General features: G+C 41.5%; 17 protein-coding genes. 12 read left to right on the top strand and 5 right to left on the bottom strand.

From position 1 onward, the window contains the following. Positions 1-38: 38 nt before the first annotated feature. Complete coding sequence (ftsH4, locus tag C7B62_RS00780) at positions 39-1,931, bottom strand: ATP-dependent zinc metalloprotease FtsH (RefSeq protein WP_106232699.1); 1,893 nt, start codon at positions 1,929-1,931, stop codon at positions 39-41. Between the two features lie 263 nt (positions 1,932-2,194). On the opposite strand from ftsH4, the gene rpsD reads away from it, so the two are divergent. Further along, on the top strand, positions 2,195-2,803 hold the full coding sequence (gene rpsD, locus C7B62_RS00775) for a 30S ribosomal protein S4 (protein WP_106232698.1): 609 nt from the start codon (positions 2,195-2,197) through the stop codon (positions 2,801-2,803). A gap of 24 nt (positions 2,804-2,827) precedes the next feature. On the opposite strand, the gene moaA is transcribed toward rpsD, so the two are convergent. After that, entirely contained in the window at positions 2,828-3,814 is a 987-nt protein-coding gene (gene moaA, locus C7B62_RS00770) for a GTP 3',8-cyclase MoaA (RefSeq protein ID WP_106232697.1), read from the bottom strand. 149 nt (positions 3,815-3,963) lie between these two features. Between moaA and C7B62_RS00765 the strand changes: the two genes are divergently transcribed. The 5 genes from C7B62_RS00765 (at position 3,964) to C7B62_RS00745 (ending at position 8,803) form a co-directional block, all read left to right on the top strand. Continuing rightward, positions 3,964-5,478, top strand: a complete 1,515-nt coding sequence (locus C7B62_RS00765; protein WP_106232696.1) for an AAA family ATPase — start codon at positions 3,964-3,966, stop codon at positions 5,476-5,478. A 3-nt stretch (positions 5,479-5,481) separates the two neighbouring features. After that, positions 5,482-6,015 (top strand): SH3 domain-containing protein, encoded by a 534-nt coding sequence (locus tag C7B62_RS00760; protein ID WP_106232695.1) that lies wholly within the window; start codon positions 5,482-5,484, stop codon positions 6,013-6,015. 168 nt (positions 6,016-6,183) lie between these two features. After that, positions 6,184-7,143: an NAD(P)/FAD-dependent oxidoreductase gene (locus C7B62_RS00755; protein WP_106232790.1), complete on the top strand. Its 960-nt coding sequence runs from the start codon at positions 6,184-6,186 to the stop codon at positions 7,141-7,143. Between the two features lie 102 nt (positions 7,144-7,245). Further along, entirely contained in the window at positions 7,246-7,698 is a 453-nt protein-coding gene (locus C7B62_RS00750; protein ID WP_106232694.1) for an NfeD family protein, read from the top strand. 76 nt (positions 7,699-7,774) lie between these two features. Beyond that, positions 7,775-8,803 (top strand): SPFH domain-containing protein, encoded by a 1,029-nt coding sequence (locus tag C7B62_RS00745; protein ID WP_106232693.1) that lies wholly within the window; start codon positions 7,775-7,777, stop codon positions 8,801-8,803. Positions 8,804-8,824: 21 nt separating this feature from the next. Here the strand turns inward: C7B62_RS00745 and C7B62_RS00740 are convergent, their stop codons facing one another. Beyond that, complete coding sequence (locus tag C7B62_RS00740; RefSeq protein ID WP_106232692.1) at positions 8,825-9,427, bottom strand: ParA family protein; 603 nt, start codon at positions 9,425-9,427, stop codon at positions 8,825-8,827. A gap of 670 nt (positions 9,428-10,097) precedes the next feature. On the opposite strand from C7B62_RS00740, the gene C7B62_RS00735 reads away from it, so the two are divergent. Continuing rightward, positions 10,098-12,023, top strand: a complete 1,926-nt coding sequence (locus tag C7B62_RS00735; RefSeq protein WP_106232691.1) for a transglycosylase domain-containing protein — start codon at positions 10,098-10,100, stop codon at positions 12,021-12,023. Between the two features lie 91 nt (positions 12,024-12,114). Here C7B62_RS00735 and C7B62_RS00730 read toward each other — a convergent pair whose 3' ends face one another. After that, positions 12,115-12,432 (bottom strand): DUF1825 family protein, encoded by a 318-nt coding sequence (locus C7B62_RS00730; RefSeq protein ID WP_106232690.1) that lies wholly within the window; start codon positions 12,430-12,432, stop codon positions 12,115-12,117. Between the two features lie 400 nt (positions 12,433-12,832). Here C7B62_RS00730 and C7B62_RS00725 point away from each other — a divergent pair, with 400 nt between their 5' ends. From C7B62_RS00725 to C7B62_RS00710, 4 genes are all read left to right on the top strand, one after another. After that, entirely contained in the window at positions 12,833-13,519 is a 687-nt protein-coding gene (locus C7B62_RS00725) for a hypothetical protein (protein WP_106232689.1), read from the top strand. Positions 13,520-13,524: 5 nt separating this feature from the next. Next, positions 13,525-14,085, top strand: coding sequence for a GNAT family N-acetyltransferase (locus C7B62_RS00720; RefSeq protein ID WP_106232688.1), 561 nt, complete (start codon positions 13,525-13,527; stop codon positions 14,083-14,085). Between the two features lie 171 nt (positions 14,086-14,256). Next, on the top strand, positions 14,257-15,120 hold the full coding sequence (locus C7B62_RS00715; RefSeq protein WP_106232687.1) for an alpha/beta fold hydrolase: 864 nt from the start codon (positions 14,257-14,259) through the stop codon (positions 15,118-15,120). Between the two features lie 70 nt (positions 15,121-15,190). Then, positions 15,191-16,174, top strand: a complete 984-nt coding sequence (locus C7B62_RS00710; protein WP_106232686.1) for an ATP-binding cassette domain-containing protein — start codon at positions 15,191-15,193, stop codon at positions 16,172-16,174. Between the two features lie 25 nt (positions 16,175-16,199). Here C7B62_RS00710 and gatA read toward each other — a convergent pair whose 3' ends face one another. Further along, the gene (gene gatA / locus C7B62_RS00705; RefSeq protein WP_106232685.1) at positions 16,200-17,654 is read right to left on the bottom strand and encodes an Asp-tRNA(Asn)/Glu-tRNA(Gln) amidotransferase subunit GatA; all 1,455 of its coding nucleotides are present in this window, start codon (positions 17,652-17,654) and stop codon (positions 16,200-16,202) included. Between the two features lie 325 nt (positions 17,655-17,979). Between gatA and cruF the strand changes: the two genes are divergently transcribed. Continuing rightward, a complete protein-coding gene (gene cruF / locus C7B62_RS00700) occupies positions 17,980-18,864 on the top strand; it encodes a gamma-carotene 1'-hydroxylase CruF (protein WP_106232684.1) in 885 nt (294 codons plus the stop codon). Positions 18,865-18,872: the final 8 nt, after the last annotated feature.

The following is an 18,872-nucleotide window of genomic DNA, read 5'->3' as shown; positions in this document are numbered from 1 at the left end:
AATGTTTGCTACAAATTTCAGATTGAAATGACTATAAATTAAACAATTACACTTTTCTGTTCTAGTTCGGTATGCCCCTGTGGTAACTCTGCTTGGTCGAGTAAAGATTGAAGTTTACTGCCTTCAATTACTTCTACCTCTAGAATTTCTTGAGCAATTTGTTCTAGTAAATCGCGGTTTTTCTCTAAAATATCCACAGCCTGTTGGTGTGCATTTTCAACAATGCTTTTAACCTCTTCGTCAATCGCTTTTGCCGTTTCATCGCTAACCATACGACGGGGGTTGCCCATACCTTGACCGAGGAAGTTATTTTGTCCTCCTTTTTCATAAGCTAGAGGCCCTAAAACCTTACTCATCCCGTAAGTTGTGACCATTCTTTCTGCCAGATCGGTTGCCCGTTGCAGGTCGTTTGATGCCCCTGTGGTAATGCTATTAAATACTACCTCCTCGGCTGCCCGTCCCCCCAACATAGTGGCAATTTGATCTTTAAGTTCCGATTCTGACATTAAAAATCGGTCTTCAGTAGGCATCTGGAGAGTATAGCCTAAAGCAGCCATACCACGAGGAACGATAGAAATTTTCGCTACCTTGCCCCCGCCAGGCATGAGCGCACCGACTAAAGCATGACCCACTTCGTGATAAGCTACGATTTTCTTTTCTTTTTCTGATAGGACTCGACTTTTCTTCTCTAAACCAGCAACGACTCTTTCAATCGCTTCGTTAAAGTCTGCTTGGGTAACGGCTTCTCTTTTGTTTCTGGCAGCCAGCAAAGCAGCTTCATTAACTAAATTAGCTAAATCTGCACCAGCAAATCCAGGGGTGCGAGTTGCAATCTGTTTTAAATCTACTTTTACGTCTAATTTAACTTTAGCTGCATATATTTCTAGGATCTTTTGACGACCAGAAAGATCAGGGCGATCTACTAATACTTGACGGTCAAATCTACCAGGGCGTAGTAGGGCAGGATCTAATGTTTCGGGGCGATTGGTAGCTGCCAAGACAATTACAGTGGCATCCCCCGCAGCAAAACCATCCATTTCTGTTAGTAACTGGTTTAAAGTCTGTTCTCGCTCGTCATTTCCGCCCACAAAGCCATTGCCACCACCACGAGCTTTGCCAATAGCGTCTAATTCATCAATAAAGATAATACAGGGTGCTTTTTGCTTTGCCTGTTCAAATAAGTCTCTAACTCTGGCTGCACCAGCACCGACAAACAATTCTACAAATTCTGAACCAGAAATACTAAAGAAAGATACTCCTGCTTCTCCTGCCACAGCTTTTGCCATCAAAGTTTTTCCCGTGCCAGGAGGACCTACTAATAATACACCTTTGGGTATTCTCGCACCGATCGCTTTATAGCGTTCAGGGGTTTTGAGAAATTCAACTATTTCAGTTAGTTCTGCTTTAGCTTCTTCTACTCCCGCCACATCATCAAAACTGACTTTGGTAGAATCACCATCTACATATACCTTAGCTCGGCTCTTAGTTAAAGATAATGCTCCTTGCGCTCCTCCTGCACTGCGGCTAATGAAGAATTGCCAGATGGCGACAAAGATTAATGGTGGGACAATCCAGCCGAGGATGCTACCTAACCAATTGCTTTTGGGCAATGCTGCGGTGAACTCGACTCCATTGTTTTCCAAACGCTTAGGTAGTTCTAAATCTAAAACTGGATTAGTACGAAATATTTTTGGTTGCTCGGCGTTAGCATCTTTGAGTTCGTAAATAATTTCATTTTGACCGACGGATGCTCTGGCGACATTGCCATCTTCTACTCTGTCAATAAACATACTGTAAGGTTCTTGAGGAATGGGATTACCATACAGTTGAGGAAAGAAAAGGTTTGTCAGTAAAAATAGTCCTGAAACAAGGAATAGAATATTAGAAATTAAACGCGATCGCGATCCTGGTGGTTTGTTTTTGACACCCATTAATACACCTTAAATATTTTCTGTCCATACATTTGTTAAATCTTTTCATAAATCACCAGTTTAATGGTCTGACGCTGGATAGACATTTACTGGCTTTTTGGTGAATGCGATCGCGCTTAATTTGTTTTAATTTCTAATTTTCGCTTACTTTAAAATGCTTTGCCCTGGGCTTTGGCACTTTTTCTCGTTGAAATCTCTAAACTCATGTATAATTATATATTTGGAGATATTTGGTTAACTGTAAACTAGAGGGGAAATAATATATGTCTCGCTATACAGGTCCGCGCCTGCGGATCGTTCGTCGTTTAGGGGATTTACCTGGGCTAACTAGAAAGAGCGCTCGTAAAGCTTATCCACCTGGACAACATGGTCAAAGCCGTCGCAAACGCTCTGAATATGCGATTCGTTTGGAAGAAAAGCAAAAATTACGCTTTAACTACGGAATTACTGAAAAGCAATTAGTCCGTTATGTTCGTAAAGCTCGTAAAGCAGCTGGTTCGACAGGGCAAATACTGCTAGAGTTTTTAGAAATGCGCCTGGATAATACTATCTTCCGTTTAGGAATGGCTGGTACTATTCCCGCAGCACGTCAGTTAGTTAACCACGGACACATCACAGTAAACGATCGCGTGGTAGATGTAGCTAGCTATCAGTGTCGTGCTGGGGATGTCATTAAGGTTAGAGATCGCGATCGCTCTCGTAAGCTAGTTGAAACCAATATGGAATATCCTGGTTTAGCGAATTTACCCAGTCATCTAGAATTCGATAAAGCTGCTTTATCTGGTAAGGTAAATGGTTTAATCGAACGTGAATGGGTAGCCCTGCAAGTAAATGAACTACTCGTAGCTGAGTATTATTCAAGAATAGTATAGTGGTAGTTGTTGTGCTGCTCTAAATTATCCGCCAATTTGGGACATGGTACGAGTGTACTTTCCATCTGTACCAGAGTCCCGCTCTTTAAAGTTAATTTCAGGCTTGAGTAGCAACAACTGACTAATTTGAGTTTGTAGTTCTGCTAAATCCACAGAACTACGGAGAGCAGTTTTCAAATCGATTTGACCAGTTTCGTTGAGTAGGCAAGGACGTAGCCAACCATCTGCTGATAATCGAACTCGATTACAGCGATCGCAAAAGCATTCTGACATTTGCGAAATAAAGCCGAGAGTTCCCTGTGCGCCAGGAATTTGGAACACATCAGCAGGGCCATTGCCTTTAATATTTGATTCCATCAAACCCCATTTTCGCCGTATTTGGTGGCGTAATTCCGCCGAATCAATCCAGGCTTTGTCACCAAATAATTCAGGATTACCGATAGGCATAAATTCAATAAAACGGACATGCCATTGACGCTTAATACTTAATTCGGCCAAGTCCAATACTTCGGTATCGTTTAAACCAGGAATCACCACTACATTGAGTTTTAACGGATTGAAGCCCACCTGATGTGCAGTTTGTATACCTTCCCAAGTTTGTTGCCAGCGACTGCGCCCGTGATTACCAGTAATGCGATCGAAAGTTTTTGGGTTCAATGAGTCCAAGCTGATATTTATCCGCCTCAAACCAGCATTATAGAGAGGCTGGGCTAAATCTTTCAGCAAAAAGGCATTAGTTGTTAAAGCCAGGTCTTCAGTTTCAGGAAGTTGGGCAATATCTTTAACTAAATCTACCAATCCTGGTCTTAATAAAGGCTCTCCTCCTGTGAGGCGAAACTTAGTAAACCCCAGAGGAATAAATACTTGGCGCACTAAAGTAACAATCTCTTGATTAGTTAGTAGCTCATGATTGAGAACATAATCAAACTTCGTTCCCTCTGGCATACAGTATTGGCAACGAAAATTACACTTATCAATTAAACTAATGCGTAAATAATCTATTTTCGGCATTAAAACATCACGCGAAGAGGATTTTGATAGCTAAGAACTTACGACTAATAAATAATACTAATCAACTTGGATACAGCTAACTAACTATCAAGCATATTATTAAGAATAAGACAATTTTTTAGCAGCAAGCAATAATACAATCTCCGATAATGAATTTCAACGAAGAGTTTTCTCTCCTATTACGCGCCTGTTACCCCATAATTTATCTGCCTACTAGAGAAGAAGAAAGAGCCGAAAAAGCGATCGCCGAGGCTACAGCAAAATTGGGCAAGCGTAATATTTATATTTGGGATTTTGTTAATGGCTATCAGGAAAATCCGAATAATCTTGGTTTTGGTAAACGCAATCCCTTGCAGGCATTAGAATTTATTACCAATATGCCAAAAAATGCGGGAGGTGTGTTTATATTGCGAGACTTTTCTCGTTTCTTAGAAGATATTGCTGTTTCTCGTGAGTTACGCAATTTAGCACGAATTTTAAAATCTCAGCCCAAAAACATTATTATGATTGCGCCTCAGGTGCAAATACCCGAAGAATTATCAGAAGTGATTACTGTTGTTGAATTTGCTTTACCAACTGCACCAGAAATCAAAACTGAAATTCAAAGTTTAATTTCGGCAACTAACCAAAATTTATCCGAACAGTTGCTAAATGAATTAGTTAGAGCAGCCCAGGGACTGTCTTTAGAGAGAATTAGAAGAGTTTTAACTAGGGCGATCGCCACTAACGGTAAACTAGAAGAGGAAGATGTCGAGCTAATCCTCGAAGAAAAACGCCAGTCCATACGTCAGACACAAATTTTAGACTACTATCCCGCCACCGAACAAATTTCTGACATTGGTGGTTTAGACAACCTTAAAAGTTGGCTGCTCCGCCGTGGTGGCGCATTTAGCGAACAGGCACGAGCCTATGGTCTACCCAATCCTAGAGGGCTATTACTAGTAGGCATCCAGGGAACAGGAAAATCACTAACGGCAAAAGCGATCGCTCATCACTGGCATCTACCTCTGCTGCGCCTAGATGTGGGACGTTTGTTTGCAGGCTTGGTAGGGGAATCTGAATCGCGGACTCGTCAAACTATTGAGCTAGCTGAAGCCCTAGCTCCCTGTATTCTCTGGATTGATGAAATAGACAAAGGGTTTGCGGGAATAGATGGGAAAGGAGATTCGGGTACTACAAGCCGTGTTTTTGGTACTTTCATCACCTGGTTAGCCGAGAAAAAAACTCCCGTATTTGTGGTTGCCACGGCTAATAATATTCAGACTTTACCCCCAGAAATGTTGCGCAAAGGGAGGTTTGATGAAATATTTTTTGTCGGGTTACCCAATCAAGTAGAACGAGAAGCTATATTTAAGGTTCATTTAGTAAAATTACGTCCGCATAATCTAGGCAATTATGATGCCAAACGGTTAGCATATGAAACACCAGATTTTTCTGGGGCAGAGATTGAGCAAACTATCATCGAGGCAATGCACATAGGCTTTAGTCAAAATCGTGACTTTACCACAGATGATATTCTAGAGGCGGCGAGTCAAATCGTTCCCTTAGCCAAAACTGCTCAGGAGCAAATTGAATTTTTGCAACAGTGGGTAGCAGCAGGAAAAGCTCGTCTTGCTTCCAAAAATCATGATTTAAGCGATCGCATTCAGAGTCAACTTAATTAAGGGATGACCAAATCTATTTTTCTCAAACGTTTCTCGGCTACTTTCCAGTTTATCTTGGGGTTTGTTCTGGGCATTAGTATCATCGCGGGTATATCGGGAGTGATTATCTTTGCTTACTACACAAAAATGTCCAAGTTACCCAAAAAGCCAGTCTTTTCAACGGCGACAGAGCAAACAGCGCCATCAGATCAAGCCGATATAGAGCCGATAGAACCGAGTAAGCCGTTAGAATCAACAACTAGCGATAATCCAGAACTAGAGACAGAGACACAAACAACACCCACAGCAGAGGAGAAAAACAAGGATTCTGAGGTTGAACTACCTCTTAATGCTTATCGCGCAGTAGTTACGTGGCCCGAAGGCTTAAGTTTAAGAGCCGAACCCGACGCTGATGCCGAAAGGATTGGCGGAATTGAGAATAAAGCTACGATTGTTATTTTAGAAGATTCTGTTGATGGGAAATGGCAGCGAGTCAGACTACCCTGGAACGATCAAGAAGGCTGGATTAAAGGCGGAAATATTGAAAAGCTCCCTTAAATTCGCGGAGCTGTTTGGGCTAAAGTATTCTTGCGGTCTGATCACAGGTCGCTGTCTCCTGTCACAAAACTACGCAATTTTAACTGGAATATTTGTAACCAGACCCGCAGCAGATGTATCCTAAATAAATATATCTATTATTTTAACAAGCAGTTGGGGATTGGCATTTTGGAAACATATGAATTTGATGTTGTTATCATCGGAGGAGGCCCAGCAGGTTGCACTTGCGCACTCTACACATCAAGGGCCAATCTCAAAACCGTTATTCTAGATAAGAATCCTGCGGTGGGAGCATTGGCTATTACCCATAAAATTGCTAATTATCCTGGAGTCTCGGGAGAAATGAGTGGGGAAGCATTGCTAGACAGCATGAGGAATCAAGCCGTTGAGTACGGAACTGCTTATAAGCGCGCTCAAGTTTTTGGGATTGATGTTAGTGGTGAGATGAAAAAGGTCTATACCCCAGAAGGTACTTTCACTGGAAGAGCTTTAGTCTTAGCGACTGGGGCGATGGGTCGTAGTGGAGCATCCTTCGAAGGAGAATCAGAATTTTTAGGTCGTGGGGTGAGCTACTGTGCTACCTGTGATGGCGCATTTTACCGCGATCGCGAAGTGGCAGTTGTTGGTTTAAATCCCGAAGCTGTAGAAGAAGCACAGTTTTTGACTAAGTTTGCCTCTATGGTGCATTGGATTACCTTTAAAGATCCTGGTAAAGACGATTTTCATGCTGAGGATCTGCTTAGTATGTCCAACGTCAAACATTGGCGACGCTCGCGTTTGGCAGCGATTGAAGGTAATGAAGGAGGGGTAACAGGGGTTAAGGTTAAGCAAAAAGATGCTGGTGAGCCTTTGTCTTTAGAGGTAGAAGGAGTCTTTGTCTATCAAAACGGTTCTAAGCCCATTACCGATTTTGCGGGCGATCAAGTGGAATATAACGCCGATGGTGGTGTCAAGGTAGACGATGCCATGTCTACTAGTGTTCCTGGAGTTTGGGCGATCGGTGATATTCGCAACACTCCTTATAAACAGGCAGTAGTAGCTGCGGGGGATGGGTGTATTGCCGCTATGGCGATTGATCGCTATTTGAATCACCGCAAGACAGTTAAACCTGATTGGGATCATTCGTAGTTCAAGATATTATACAGTTAAAATTAAAGAAGATCCTTCAATGTCGGTACAACTATTGGGCATTGAGCATTGTGATCCTTCCCCTATTAAAAGCAATTGTTTATGGCAGAACCGATTCTTTTTTGGGTAATCGTGACGGCGGCAGGGATTCTTTGCTCGATGGAATTGATTTTTCCCACCGCCTTTGTCAGCTTTATGATGGGAATTGCGGCTTTGTTGGTGGCGATCGCATCTCTATTTTTGCCACAACAATATATTCTTTTAATCGGACTATGGCTGCTATTTTCGGCGGGGTTAATTGTATTTTCAAGACGTTTATTTACACCCCAACGCAAGATCTCCAGCACAGGGGATGACTCGGAAGCTACCGCCATCAGCGGTATTCTCGCAGGTACAGTAGGAAGAGTTATTTATGAAGGAAATTCTTGGCGAGCCAAATGTGCTGACGAAACAAGCGATATTGCTCCTAACGAGGTTGTTTATGTCCTTCGTAAACAAGGCAATACATTGATAGTTTTACCCAGCCGAATGATCGATCAAATCGAACAAGAATAAACTGATCCAATTGGGCATTTTTAAAGCAGAGTTACAACTAAAGTAATATTTAATTAATATTTAGGAGAAGTTACTTATGGGGCAGTTTTTCACCTTAGTTTTATTATTATTAGGTTCTTCCACCTTGGTCGGATCGGTCAAAATTGTCAAAGAAAAAGAGGAATATTTGGTTGAAAGTTTGGGAAGCTATAAAAAGAAATTAGAACCAGGTTTGAACTTTGTTACTCCCTTCATCGACAAAATTGTTTACAAAGACACCATTAAAGAAAAAGTACTAGATATTCCTGCACAGTCCTGTATCACTCGCGATAATGTCAGCATTACGGTAGATGCGGTGGTTTACTGGCGTATTATGGACATGTATAAAGCTTTTTATAAGGTAGAAAACCTGCGGGACGCGATGGTCAACCTGGTGCTGACTCAAATTCGCTCAGAGATGGGTCAATTAGAATTAGATCAAACTTTTACGGCTCGTACCGAAATCAATGAAATTCTTTTACGGGAGTTAGATATTGCGACAGATCCTTGGGGAGTAAAAGTAACTAGGGTCGAATTACGCGATATTATGCCTTCTAAAGCCGTCCAAGATTCAATGGAATTGCAGATGGCAGCGGAAAGGCAAAAACGCGCCAACATTTTGACTTCTGAAGGACATCGCGATTCGGCGATTAACTCGGCTCAAGGAAATGCTCAGGCAAGGTTATTAGAAGCAGAAGCAGCAAAAAAAGCAGCCATTTTAAACGCGGAAGCCGAACAGCAGGCAATTATTCTCAAGGCGCAGGGTGAGCGCCAAGAACAGATCCTCAAAGCAGAAGCCACTGCCGAAGCCATGAAAATTGTGATGGAAAAGCTTAACACCGATCCTCATGCTCATGAAGCCCTACAGTTTCTTCTGGCACAAAATTATTTAGAAATGGGGAAAGAAATTGGCAACAGCAACAGCAGTAAGGTCATGTTTATGGATCCTCGAAGCATGATTTCAACTATCGAAGGGGTGCAGTCGGTAATTTCCCAGAATCATAATTCTGACGGCAAAAGCCCTCAGGTAAAGCAACCGCCAGTAGAATTAAATATTAAAAAAATTGAGCATGACTTTAAGCGCTAACGCTGGGTAGATAGTTCTTATTTATTTTTGAGGAATAATTTCTAAGATCTCTTTACCAATGTCTTGATAGCGATACCAGCCAGTTTTTGCTCGGCGATCTGGGTAATCTTTGACGATCACCCCAAGACTAGGCGATCGCTGAAATGCTACAAGTAAGGGAATTTCGGTCTTGAACATCGGTAATTGAGCTTCTGTTAAAAATTCTCGTGCGCTTTGGGGGTTTTTGGTACGGGAATCAACTTTAGTTAGCAAAACTCGATAATTGGCATTTAAGGTTTTAAGTAACTCCACCGCTTTAACCGTCGTATCTAAATCCAGGTGATTAGGCGTTGTTGGTAAAATTAATAGATCGCTACCCACAGCCAAATCTTCCAATTCTTCTGGTTCTGGTCTTGCTTGGGTATCAATTACAATATGGGTGAACTTTTTGATCAATCCAGGCGCACCTGCTTGAGATGCCACGTAAAAAGGGAGCTTGTCTTCCCTCGACCAAACTAAAGCGGAACGATTTTTATCTCCGTCAATTAATAATGTCGGGGCTAAAGTTTGCAAAAACGCAGCTAAATGAACTGCGGTAGTGGTTTTGCCCACTCCTCCCTTCAAAGCGGTAATGGCAATAATCATCGGTAGCCCCTGAGATAGTTGATCAAGTAGTAAATAGTAGTTTACCTATTAGCGTGTCTTGCTCGGTTCAAATCTGACTTTAGCTTGTGATTATGTAAATTTTTTGTTACATTTATTTAGATAATTTAAAAGTGTTGTTTGAAAGCTGGAATGAATTAACTAAAAATCCGTCTATATGTCGGAAGTTAATCATCACAGCAAATGTTTTCTTGTTATCTCGATAAGCAGTAACTTGATCGATGACGAGATGTTCTAAATCTCTTAATTTATTTAAAACTGATTTTGATAGATAAAAGTTGCTTCAATTTCATCAACATTGATTTCTCCTGAATATTAACTTCCTCGGCTAGTCACCCGAGGTTTTTTTTTGACCGCGGAAGACGGGAACAGTTAACTAAAATTAGATAGTGCTTAACATAACTTTTGACATAATTTTCACTAAATTGTTGAGTTGAGATTTTCCACAAAATTAAAATTAGCTTCACAGCTACACCTACGAGGAGTTGTGAGCTAAGATTTAGCTCACAGTTTAGGCTGTTGAAAGATTTAATTGAGATTGTAAGATGTCTAAATTAAAAAAATTACTAAATTTTAATACCTTATATTTAGCTCTGCTGACTTACAATTGTCCCAGTTTTCCTGTAACGATCTCTAGAGGAAATTAATTATCGTGTCTTCTGAAACCATATTCAAAAAACCAGAACCAGAACCAGCCCAGGCGATCGCTAAATCCTTTTTGCTAGGAGTAGCAAAAGCAGCAGGAGGAACAGTTTTGGGCATTTCGATGGTCACCAGTGCCGTTGCTGCGGGAGGACTGGTTGGTTTGGCCTTCAGTTTCCGCAATTTACCTGATGTCAGAGTTTTACGCAATTACGTTCCTGCTGAGACTAGTTACGTCTACGATATTAAAGGTAGATTGATGACGAGTATTCATGGTGAAGCCAACCGTGAAATTGCCACCCTTGACCAAATGTCACCTGAATTGAAATTGGCGGTGGTGGGGGTCGAAGATAGTAATTTTTATCGCCATCAAGGGTTAAATCCTTACAGTATTGGACGTGCAGCCTTAGCTAACTTCAAAGAAGGGGGCGTATCTGAGGGAGCTTCTACCTTGACCATGCAGCTAGTCAAAAACTTATTTTTGACCCAAGAGCGTACCTTCAGCCGCAAGCTAGCTGAAGCTGTTTTAGCTATTCGAGTTGAGCAGGTTTTTTCTAAGGAAGAAATCTTAGAAATGTACCTCAATACAATTTATTGGGGACATAACAACTACGGTGTTCAAACTGCTTCCAGGAGCTATTTTAACAAAGATGCCGATCAACTAAACTTAGCAGAAGCCTCGGTCTTAGCTGGTTTAATTCAAGCTCCCGAACAATATAGCCCGTTTCTTAATTATGGCAGTACCAAACAAAGACAGGCAACTGTATTAAGGCGCTTAGAAACCCTCCAGTGGATTACCCCTGAACAAGCCTCAGCAGCACTCAAAGCTCCTTTACTAATCGGCAAACCTACTGCTTGGCGTAAAAGCAAATCCCCCTTTATTACTGAAGCCGTTACTAAAGAACTAGAAGAACGTTTTGGCAAAGACAAAGTTTTGCTTGGTGGGATTAGAGTCCAAACTACAGTTGATATGGACTTTCAAAAAATGGCAGAAGAATCTGTTAGGGATAGCCATAAAATGCTGCTTGGTTGGGGCTTAAGAGCCGATCAAATGGCTTTGGCAGCGGTAGATCCGCGCACTCACTTTGTCAAGGCTTTAGTGGGTGGAGTCGATTATGAATCCAGTCAGTTTAATCGTGCGGCGCAGGCTCGCAGACAACCAGGTTCTTCTTTTAAGCCTTTTGTCTACTATGCTGCTTTAGCAAGTGGTAAGTTTAGTTCTAGTACGATCATTGATGATGCGCCCATCTCCTACTCTATTCCTGGGGGAATTTACAAACCCCAAAACTACGGTGGGAGCAAAGACTTCGCTGGACAAATGTCTATAGCTACTGCTCTTAAGCAATCTCGTAATATTCCTGCGGTAAAATTGGGTAAAGCGGTAGGGTTAGAAAAGGTTATTGAAATTTGCCGTCTCTTGGGGATCAAAAGCCCGATGCAGCCAGTTATCTCTTTGCCTTTGGGTTCAATTGGCGTTACTCCTTTAGAAATGGCCGGAGCATTCGCCACTTTGGCTAACAATGGCTGGTCTTCTGACACCACTGTAATTCTCAAAGTTACTGACAGCAAAGGCAATGTCTTGCTGGATAACACTCCTCAACTCAAACAAGTCTTAGACCCTTGGGCAACAGCTAATTTAACATCAATGTTACAAGGAGTTATACAACCAGGAGGAACGGGGCCTAAAGCTAATATTGGTCGCCCCGCAGCAGGAAAAACTGGCACAACCTCTTCAGAGCGAGATGTTTGGTTTGTAGGCTATGTACCTCAACTAGCGACAGCCGTTTGGATCGGCAACGATGACTACAGTAGCATGGGCAAAGGTATTACAGGAGGAGATTTTGCTGCTCCTGTTTGGCGTAGCTTTATGCTCAAAGCCTTAGAAAATGAACCAGTAAAATATTTCCCTGCTGCTTCACAGTTTGAGCGCCCATAATCAGCAAATTTGAAATGATCCAAACCACATCAACAACTGAGCTTTTGTCCTGATGAAGTAGCCCTTGCAGACTAATCCAATCATTGGCAGATCATGGCTCAATCTCTGATTTCATGCGTTTGAGAGTAGTTTCCATCTGATCGAACATCTGTTGAGGAGTCATACCAAATTGATTGAGCTGGGTTTTTAGCTGCTGTACGGTCATTTGCGCCATAAAATCTTCTGACAGTTCAAAACGCTTCATAAAAATACGATAGCGTTCCATCAACCCTTCCATCTGCTCAATAAACATTTTTTTTCCTTCACGGTCGAACTTGCCATATTCTCCCCCAAGCTGCATTAAAGACTGATAATCTTCAAACAGCTTCTTAGCTTCTTCTTGAACTACTTGAGAATCAAAAAAACTCATGATACTTGCTTTTCCCTTATATTTTTGTTGACTAGGCGATTTAGTTTCCTAGAACTATTGATATTAATTATTCGATTTTATTATTATTTTAGAATAACCAAACAATTCCAGTAAAATACGGTTAACCGCATAGCCATCAGCAGTGAGCTAATTGCTTTGAGTAGATTTAATCCTGGTAAATGAACGAAAAATGGATAATTGATCGACAAACTTTTTAAAAATACTTAAAACAACTATTTTTCTCTAATGTAATGTTCTATAGTATTTTACTTAAAAGTTGTATTGCTAATTTGTCAGGATAAAATTAAGATGTGTTAAAACTATTTATCCTAAAGTTAAATTTTGATACTTAATATTTTAATTACTGAGCTTAATTTCAGCAATAATTATTCATTGACATATGATTAATCAATTAGGTATTCAGCCTCAAATCAACTGCGTTAGTGCAGTAGGAATAATCATAGGATTTAATTTAGGAGCGATCGCCAATGCAGAGGCTACTTCTGATGCTGACTACAAATTTTTGATTAACTCTAACTGGCGTAGTTGTCAACAAATTAGCACCGATTATCAAGAAGTTTATGCTTTTGAAACCTCTAGCTTTTATGTCAATATTTGTCAAAAAGATGATATCTATTTCTACTCAGGGGAAGCTAAACAAAGCGATAATAGCTCAATTTTTATGACCGCAACTCCTTTGGAACATAATCGCGGTTTCCAAGCGAAAAACGGCAACGTATCTTACGTCGTAATTCTTCCTTTTCCAGAAAATGACAGGCTTGAACCTTCCAATCTTGACCCTGAAGAGGCAATTTTAACTATTAAACGTAACGATCGCCTAGTCGCGGTAGAATCATCGTTAAACAAGTATTGTCATCAATCTGAAGCGATCGCATTTGATAATATTAAATTAAATCAGGGTTTAAATCAGCTAGCAACTATTTCCCAACAACAGGATACAAGCAAGGATTTATTATCTCGTCAGCCTGAAAATTTTTTACCAGCCGACGAAATTTTTCACTCTAATTCACGTTTTGATTTCTATCGTATTGATGGCGAGCTTCATCGTTTGGTTACTTGTAATTAAAGGCAATGCTGGATGATAAAGATAAAAAGACAGTGGTAATGCAAAGTAAAAACCTAAATTTCGAGCTACTCACTGAAGCCCATGCCGACGATCTTTTTTCTATTCTGACCACACCCTCCGTACTCGCTTTTATCGATCCCAATGAAAACCCACCGACTATAGAGGAGTTGAGGGCAGAGTACGCCTCCCGTTCTCAAGGTCCTGTGGTTTTGGCAACGCCTGCCGAGCGATGGTTCAACATGGCGATACGGTTAAAAATTCCTCCTTTCCAAGCGATTGGTCGGCTTGAGGCGACAGCATATGGAGAGTGGGGAGAGGTCGCATATTTATTAGGTGAAGCCTGGTGGGGAAAGGGATTAGCATTCGAGGCGATGCTCTGGTGGCACGATTACCTCGCTGCTGTTGTACCAAAAACCGAATGGTGGGCAACTGTACATCCAATAAATCAAAGGAGTATTCGCCTTTTGAAACGTCTTGGATACAAGGAGGTGGACTCAAACCATTGTCCGAAACTTTATTCCTATGATTTGGGAGATTGCTGCTTTGTCCGCTCTGTAATAGATTAAGGAAACTATAGGCGATCGCCTTACTCGAATTCAAATCAGCTTACGCTATCATCAAGTGCGATCACACTTTTTTAAACGATATACGGTTGGAGCGATCCAGCCATCTGTAAAGATCATTAGTTCAGAGGTAATAAGGTATGTTAGACTCAATGTCCGATTGAAAAAACTGCTATGAAAATTACTAATTTTCTCACCTTACCTGACAATCGGCAGTTAGCTTATGCGGAATTTGGTAAGCTCGATGGACATCCAGTTCTGTATTTTCATGGTGGTGCATCCTGTCGTTTAGAACCCTTACTATGGGGAGATGACACCATTAGCAGATTAGGTTTACGTCTTATTGCTCCCGATCGTCCAGGAATAGGGCAATCTGACTTCAAACCCGATTACGGCTTCTGTGACTGTGTGAAAGATCTTGTCTGTCTCGCTGATGCTTTGGATTTGGATAAATTCTCCGTCTTGGGTGTTTCTGGCGGAGGTGGATATGTCATAGCCTGTGCTGCCAAGATTCCCGAAAGACTTCATGCTGCTGTAATTGCTTCTGGTGCATGGAAAACGGATGCAATTGCGTATTTTCCAACAGCCACCCGCTTAACTTGGATACTTGTACGAAAATTTCCTTTACTAAATTTGCTCATACTAAAGCTCAGAAAACAATCTTTCAAAGCGAGTCCAGAACAGTTATCAAAAAAGCTCAAGAAATGGTTTCCGCCAGTGGACTATGCTGTGGTGGAGGCATCAGATCGAATCAAGATTTTACGTCAGATATCGATTGAATCCATGCGTCAGGGGGTAAAAGGTGCTGCTTGGGATGTTCACCTCTATTTGCAAGAGTGGGATTTTCGTGTAGATGAGATTCAGATGCCTTTAAAGTTCTTCCACGGTGAGCAGGATATGAATATCCCGATTGCACTTGCAGAACAAGTTGTGGCGAGTCTACCAATGGCTGAACTTGTGAAATACCCAAAGGAAGGGCATCTATCTCTAATCGTGAATCATTTTGAGGCGATCGCTAAAGCGCTGGTGAGTGAGTAAGAATTTCATGTTTGTACTGAACAAGCAAGTTAATAAACTACAATCTAACGTGCAGGATTAAAACTTTATTGTGTCCATTATTGTCGTCGATAACCTGAGTAAAATCTATCCTGTGGCAATTAAGCAGCCAGGATTAAAAGGCACTTTAACCCACTTTTTTCGCCGTACCTATCGAGAAATTAAGGCGGTGCAAAATGTATCGTTTACAATTCAGCCAGGAGAAGTAGTCGGGTTTTTAGGGGGAAATGGTGCAGGGAAAACAACTACTCTGAAAATGCTGACGGGTTTGATTCATCCCTCGCAAGGAGAAGTTAGGGTAGCCGATTATGTTCCTTTTCGTCGCCAACCGCAGTTTTTAAACAAAATGAGCTTGGTAATGGGGCAAAAGCAACAGCTACTCTGGGATTTGCCCGCTTTAGATTCCCTCAGAATCAACGCTGCTGTTTATAATATTCCCGATCGCATTTTCAAGCAGCGCTTGGGAGAATTAGCTGCAATGTTAGATGTGTCAGACAAGCTACATCAGCCAGTGCGTAAGCTATCGCTGGGGGAAAGAATGAAGGCTGAATTATTAGCGGCGTTGCTGCATCACCCGCAAGTATTGTTTCTCGATGAGCCAACTTTGGGTTTAGACGTTAATGCCCAAGTAGCCGTTAGAGAGTTTCTGCAAGAGTATAATCAACGCTATGGAGCGACTATCTTGCTCACTAGTCACTACATGGCAGATATTACCGCATTGTGCGATCGCGTTTTACTCATTCATCAAGGAAAATTAATCTACGATGGCTTATTAGAAGATTTGCTAGATCGTTTTGCTCCCTATCGCCAAGTTAGAGTAGAGTTGGCTCAGGCTCGATCACGAGATGAATTAGCTAGTTTTGGCGAGGTGGAATCAATTCAAGGACAAGAAGTTCGCCTGCTCGTACCCAGAGAAAAGTTAACTGTAACCATTTCGCGTATTCTAGCAGAGTTACAAGTACAAGATTTAAACGTCAGCGATCCTCCCATTGAAGAAATTATTGGTCGGTTATTTCAAACAGGAAAAGCTAATTAATCTAAGCACAATTGACATCCCGCAGTTAAATTTCAGGTTGTTTTTTGTGCCATTCTGTCGCCTGTTCATAGGCATGAGCAACGTGAAACAGCACATCCTCCCGCAGCAGGTTACTAATTAGCTGTAACCCAATGGGTAAACCTTGAGAATCAAAGCCACAGGGAATACTGATTCCTGGTAAACCAGCTAGATTAACGGGAATAGTCATTAAATCAGAGAGATACATGGAGAGAGGATCGTCTGTTTTTTCCCCTGCTTTAAATGCCGTGGAAGGAGAAGTAGGACAGACTAAAACATCTACTGCGGCAAATGCATTATCAAAGTCTTGCTTGATTAGAGTACGCACCTTTTGCGCCTTGAGATAATAAGCATCGTAATATCCTGCCGAAAGAGCATAAGTACCCAACATGATTCGACGCTTAACTTCGGCTCCAAAACCCGCAGCACGAGTATTGGTGTACATCTCTAGCAAGTTCTCTGATTCTTCGCGTACTCCATATTTCACCGCATCATAACGAGCGAGGTTAGCGGAGGCTTCAGAAGATGCAATCATGTAGTAGACAGGCAAACCATAACGAAAACGAGGACAAGAAATTTCTTGAACTTCTGCACCAAGTTCTGCTAGTTTTGAGATCGCTTTTTGTACTGCTTCTGCTACCACAGAATCTAATCCCGAGCCAAAAGTTTCGGTGATGATGCCTATCTTTAGGCCTTGCTTGAGTTTAGGGTGGAGATATTGAGTATAGTCGGGAATATCTACCTTAAGGCTAGTAGAATCCTGAGGATCATGTCCAGCGATCGCTTTTAATAAAATCGCTGAATCTTCGACAGTGCGAGAGAAAGGACCAATCTGATCCAAGGAAGAAGCATAGGCTACTAAGCCAAAACGAGACACTAAACCATAAGTAGGCTTTAAACCCACAACCCCACAAAGAGAAGCTGGCTGACGAATCGATCCCCCTGTATCTGAACCGAGTGAAACAACACATTCTCCTGCGGCGACGGCTGCTGCTGAACCACCAGAAGATCCTCCTGGTACTCGTTCTAAATCCCAAGGATTAGCTGTAGTTTGATAGCTAGAGTTTTCCGTAGAACTCCCCATCGCAAATTCATCGAGGTTGGTTTTCCCCACGACTACTGTACCTGCGTCTTTTAACTTTTGCGTAACGGTAGATTCGTAAGGAGGCACAAAATTAGCCAAAATTTGTGAGGCACAGGTGGTTTTAATTCCCTTGGTACACATATTGTCCTTAATCCCCACAGGAATACCTTCTAAGATGCCGATACTTTCCCCTGCTGCAATTTTGTCGTCTACTGCTTGAGCGCTGGCTAAAGCTGATTTAGCAGTTACCGCTAGAAACGCTTTAACTTTTGGTTCTACTGCTTCGATCTGTTTTAAAGTGGCTTGGGCAATTTCTACTGCCGAACGTTCTTTACTTACCAACTGCTGATGTAACTCTCTTATACTTCCTTGGTACATCAAATTTCCTTATATTTTATGATACCTACTAAGATTTAGTTGTTTTACCTTTTTCTGGTCACTCTTGGCAACTAATCATCCCTAATAATCTTAAGTTAACCATACTTATCATTACTCTACTATTTTCTAAAAAGAGCAACCAGCGAACAGCAAATAATTGATCGATCATTTATGCTCCCGTAATGTTGGTTTTTAAGTGGTTTTTTGACAATTAAGCTTGATTTAACAATTAATTTCTAATTTGACTATACATTTTTTGATGAATATTTGTAAACTGATCTAGGAGTCTAATTTTTATACAATAAGTGTTTACAGTAGTTAATTTATGAAGCGAGCATCCAGAACAGAGAATTATTTGTTGATCGGTCATGTTTTAGCAATGGCGTTTGGCTTGGCGGGAATTGCGCTGGTGCTACCTAATATCGAGTTTCAGGCAAAGCTGGCTGAATTTGCCTGGGGTTCGAAGATCTTTGGTTGGTCAATGGCTGGTGGCGGAGTGGTTTATATGCTGTTGGCAACTGCTGCGGTTGCTTTGTATGCTTATCGCACATTGGGAGTCTGGCATTGGTTAAGCTTTATGATCCCAGCGATCGCTTTATCCCTTGGCAGTGAATTATTGGGTACAAGTACAGGGTTTCCCTTTGGCGAATATCGTTATTTAAGTGGACTAGGTTATAAAATTGCTGGATTAGTACCGTTTACTATTCCTTTATCCTGGTTTTATCTCGGCTTTAGTGCTTACATCATTGCCTTGGCTGGATTGAAAAGGCTAGAGGTTAGCAACTGGTTATCTGAACTAGGGGCGATTGTTTGTGGTTCACTATGCCTGACTTCATGGGATTTTGTCCTCGATCCAGCTATGAGTCAAGCACCCGTACCTTTTTGGGTTTGGGATCAGCCTGGGGCATTTTTCGGGATGCCTTATCAAAATTTTCTTGGCTGGATGGGTACAGGAATTATGTTTATGACGGTAGCTACTTTGCTGTGGAGAGCAAAACCTTTGATCATTGCTAGAAACGATCTTAAACTTCCCTTGATAATCTATCTTGCTAACTTTGTTTTTGCTGCCGTCTTAAGTTTGGCAGCAGGGTTTTATATTCCTGTATTGTTAGGTTTTGTTCTGGGTATTCTACCTTTACTGCTTCTTTACTCGATCGCAACCAATCAAAACACCACTGCTGAAGGTAATACTCTAGCAACTAACAATTAATCATTAAT

The sequence above is a fragment of the Pleurocapsa sp. CCALA 161 genome, from assembly GCF_003003995.1.
GTDB lineage: Bacteria > Cyanobacteriota > Cyanobacteriia > Cyanobacteriales > Xenococcaceae > Waterburya.
This window is presented reverse-complemented; position numbering and strand designations above follow the sequence as displayed.

What these genes read in the sequence shown, in the direction of transcription:
- ftsH4 (WP_106232699.1), bottom strand. Translation starts at nt 1,931, where the DNA reads ATGGGTGTCAAAAACAAACCACCAGGATCGCGATCGCGTTTAATTTCT.
- rpsD (WP_106232698.1), top strand. Translation starts at nt 2,195, where the DNA reads ATGTCTCGCTATACAGGTCCGCGCCTGCGGATCGTTCGTCGTTTAGGG.
- moaA (WP_106232697.1), bottom strand. Translation starts at nt 3,814, where the DNA reads ATGCCGAAAATAGATTATTTACGCATTAGTTTAATTGATAAGTGTAAT.
- C7B62_RS00765 (WP_106232696.1), top strand. Translation starts at nt 3,964, where the DNA reads ATGAATTTCAACGAAGAGTTTTCTCTCCTATTACGCGCCTGTTACCCC.
- C7B62_RS00760 (WP_106232695.1), top strand. Translation starts at nt 5,482, where the DNA reads ATGACCAAATCTATTTTTCTCAAACGTTTCTCGGCTACTTTCCAGTTT.
- C7B62_RS00750 (WP_106232694.1), top strand. Translation starts at nt 7,246, where the DNA reads ATGGCAGAACCGATTCTTTTTTGGGTAATCGTGACGGCGGCAGGGATT.
- C7B62_RS00745 (WP_106232693.1), top strand. Translation starts at nt 7,775, where the DNA reads ATGGGGCAGTTTTTCACCTTAGTTTTATTATTATTAGGTTCTTCCACC.
- C7B62_RS00740 (WP_106232692.1), bottom strand. Translation starts at nt 9,427, where the DNA reads ATGATTATTGCCATTACCGCTTTGAAGGGAGGAGTGGGCAAAACCACT.
- C7B62_RS00730 (WP_106232690.1), bottom strand. Translation starts at nt 12,432, where the DNA reads ATGAGTTTTTTTGATTCTCAAGTAGTTCAAGAAGAAGCTAAGAAGCTG.
- C7B62_RS00725 (WP_106232689.1), top strand. Translation starts at nt 12,833, where the DNA reads ATGATTAATCAATTAGGTATTCAGCCTCAAATCAACTGCGTTAGTGCA.
- C7B62_RS00720 (WP_106232688.1), top strand. Translation starts at nt 13,525, where the DNA reads ATGCTGGATGATAAAGATAAAAAGACAGTGGTAATGCAAAGTAAAAAC.
- C7B62_RS00715 (WP_106232687.1), top strand. Translation starts at nt 14,257, where the DNA reads ATGAAAATTACTAATTTTCTCACCTTACCTGACAATCGGCAGTTAGCT.
- gatA (WP_106232685.1), bottom strand. Translation starts at nt 17,654, where the DNA reads ATGTACCAAGGAAGTATAAGAGAGTTACATCAGCAGTTGGTAAGTAAA.
- cruF (WP_106232684.1), top strand. Translation starts at nt 17,980, where the DNA reads ATGAAGCGAGCATCCAGAACAGAGAATTATTTGTTGATCGGTCATGTT.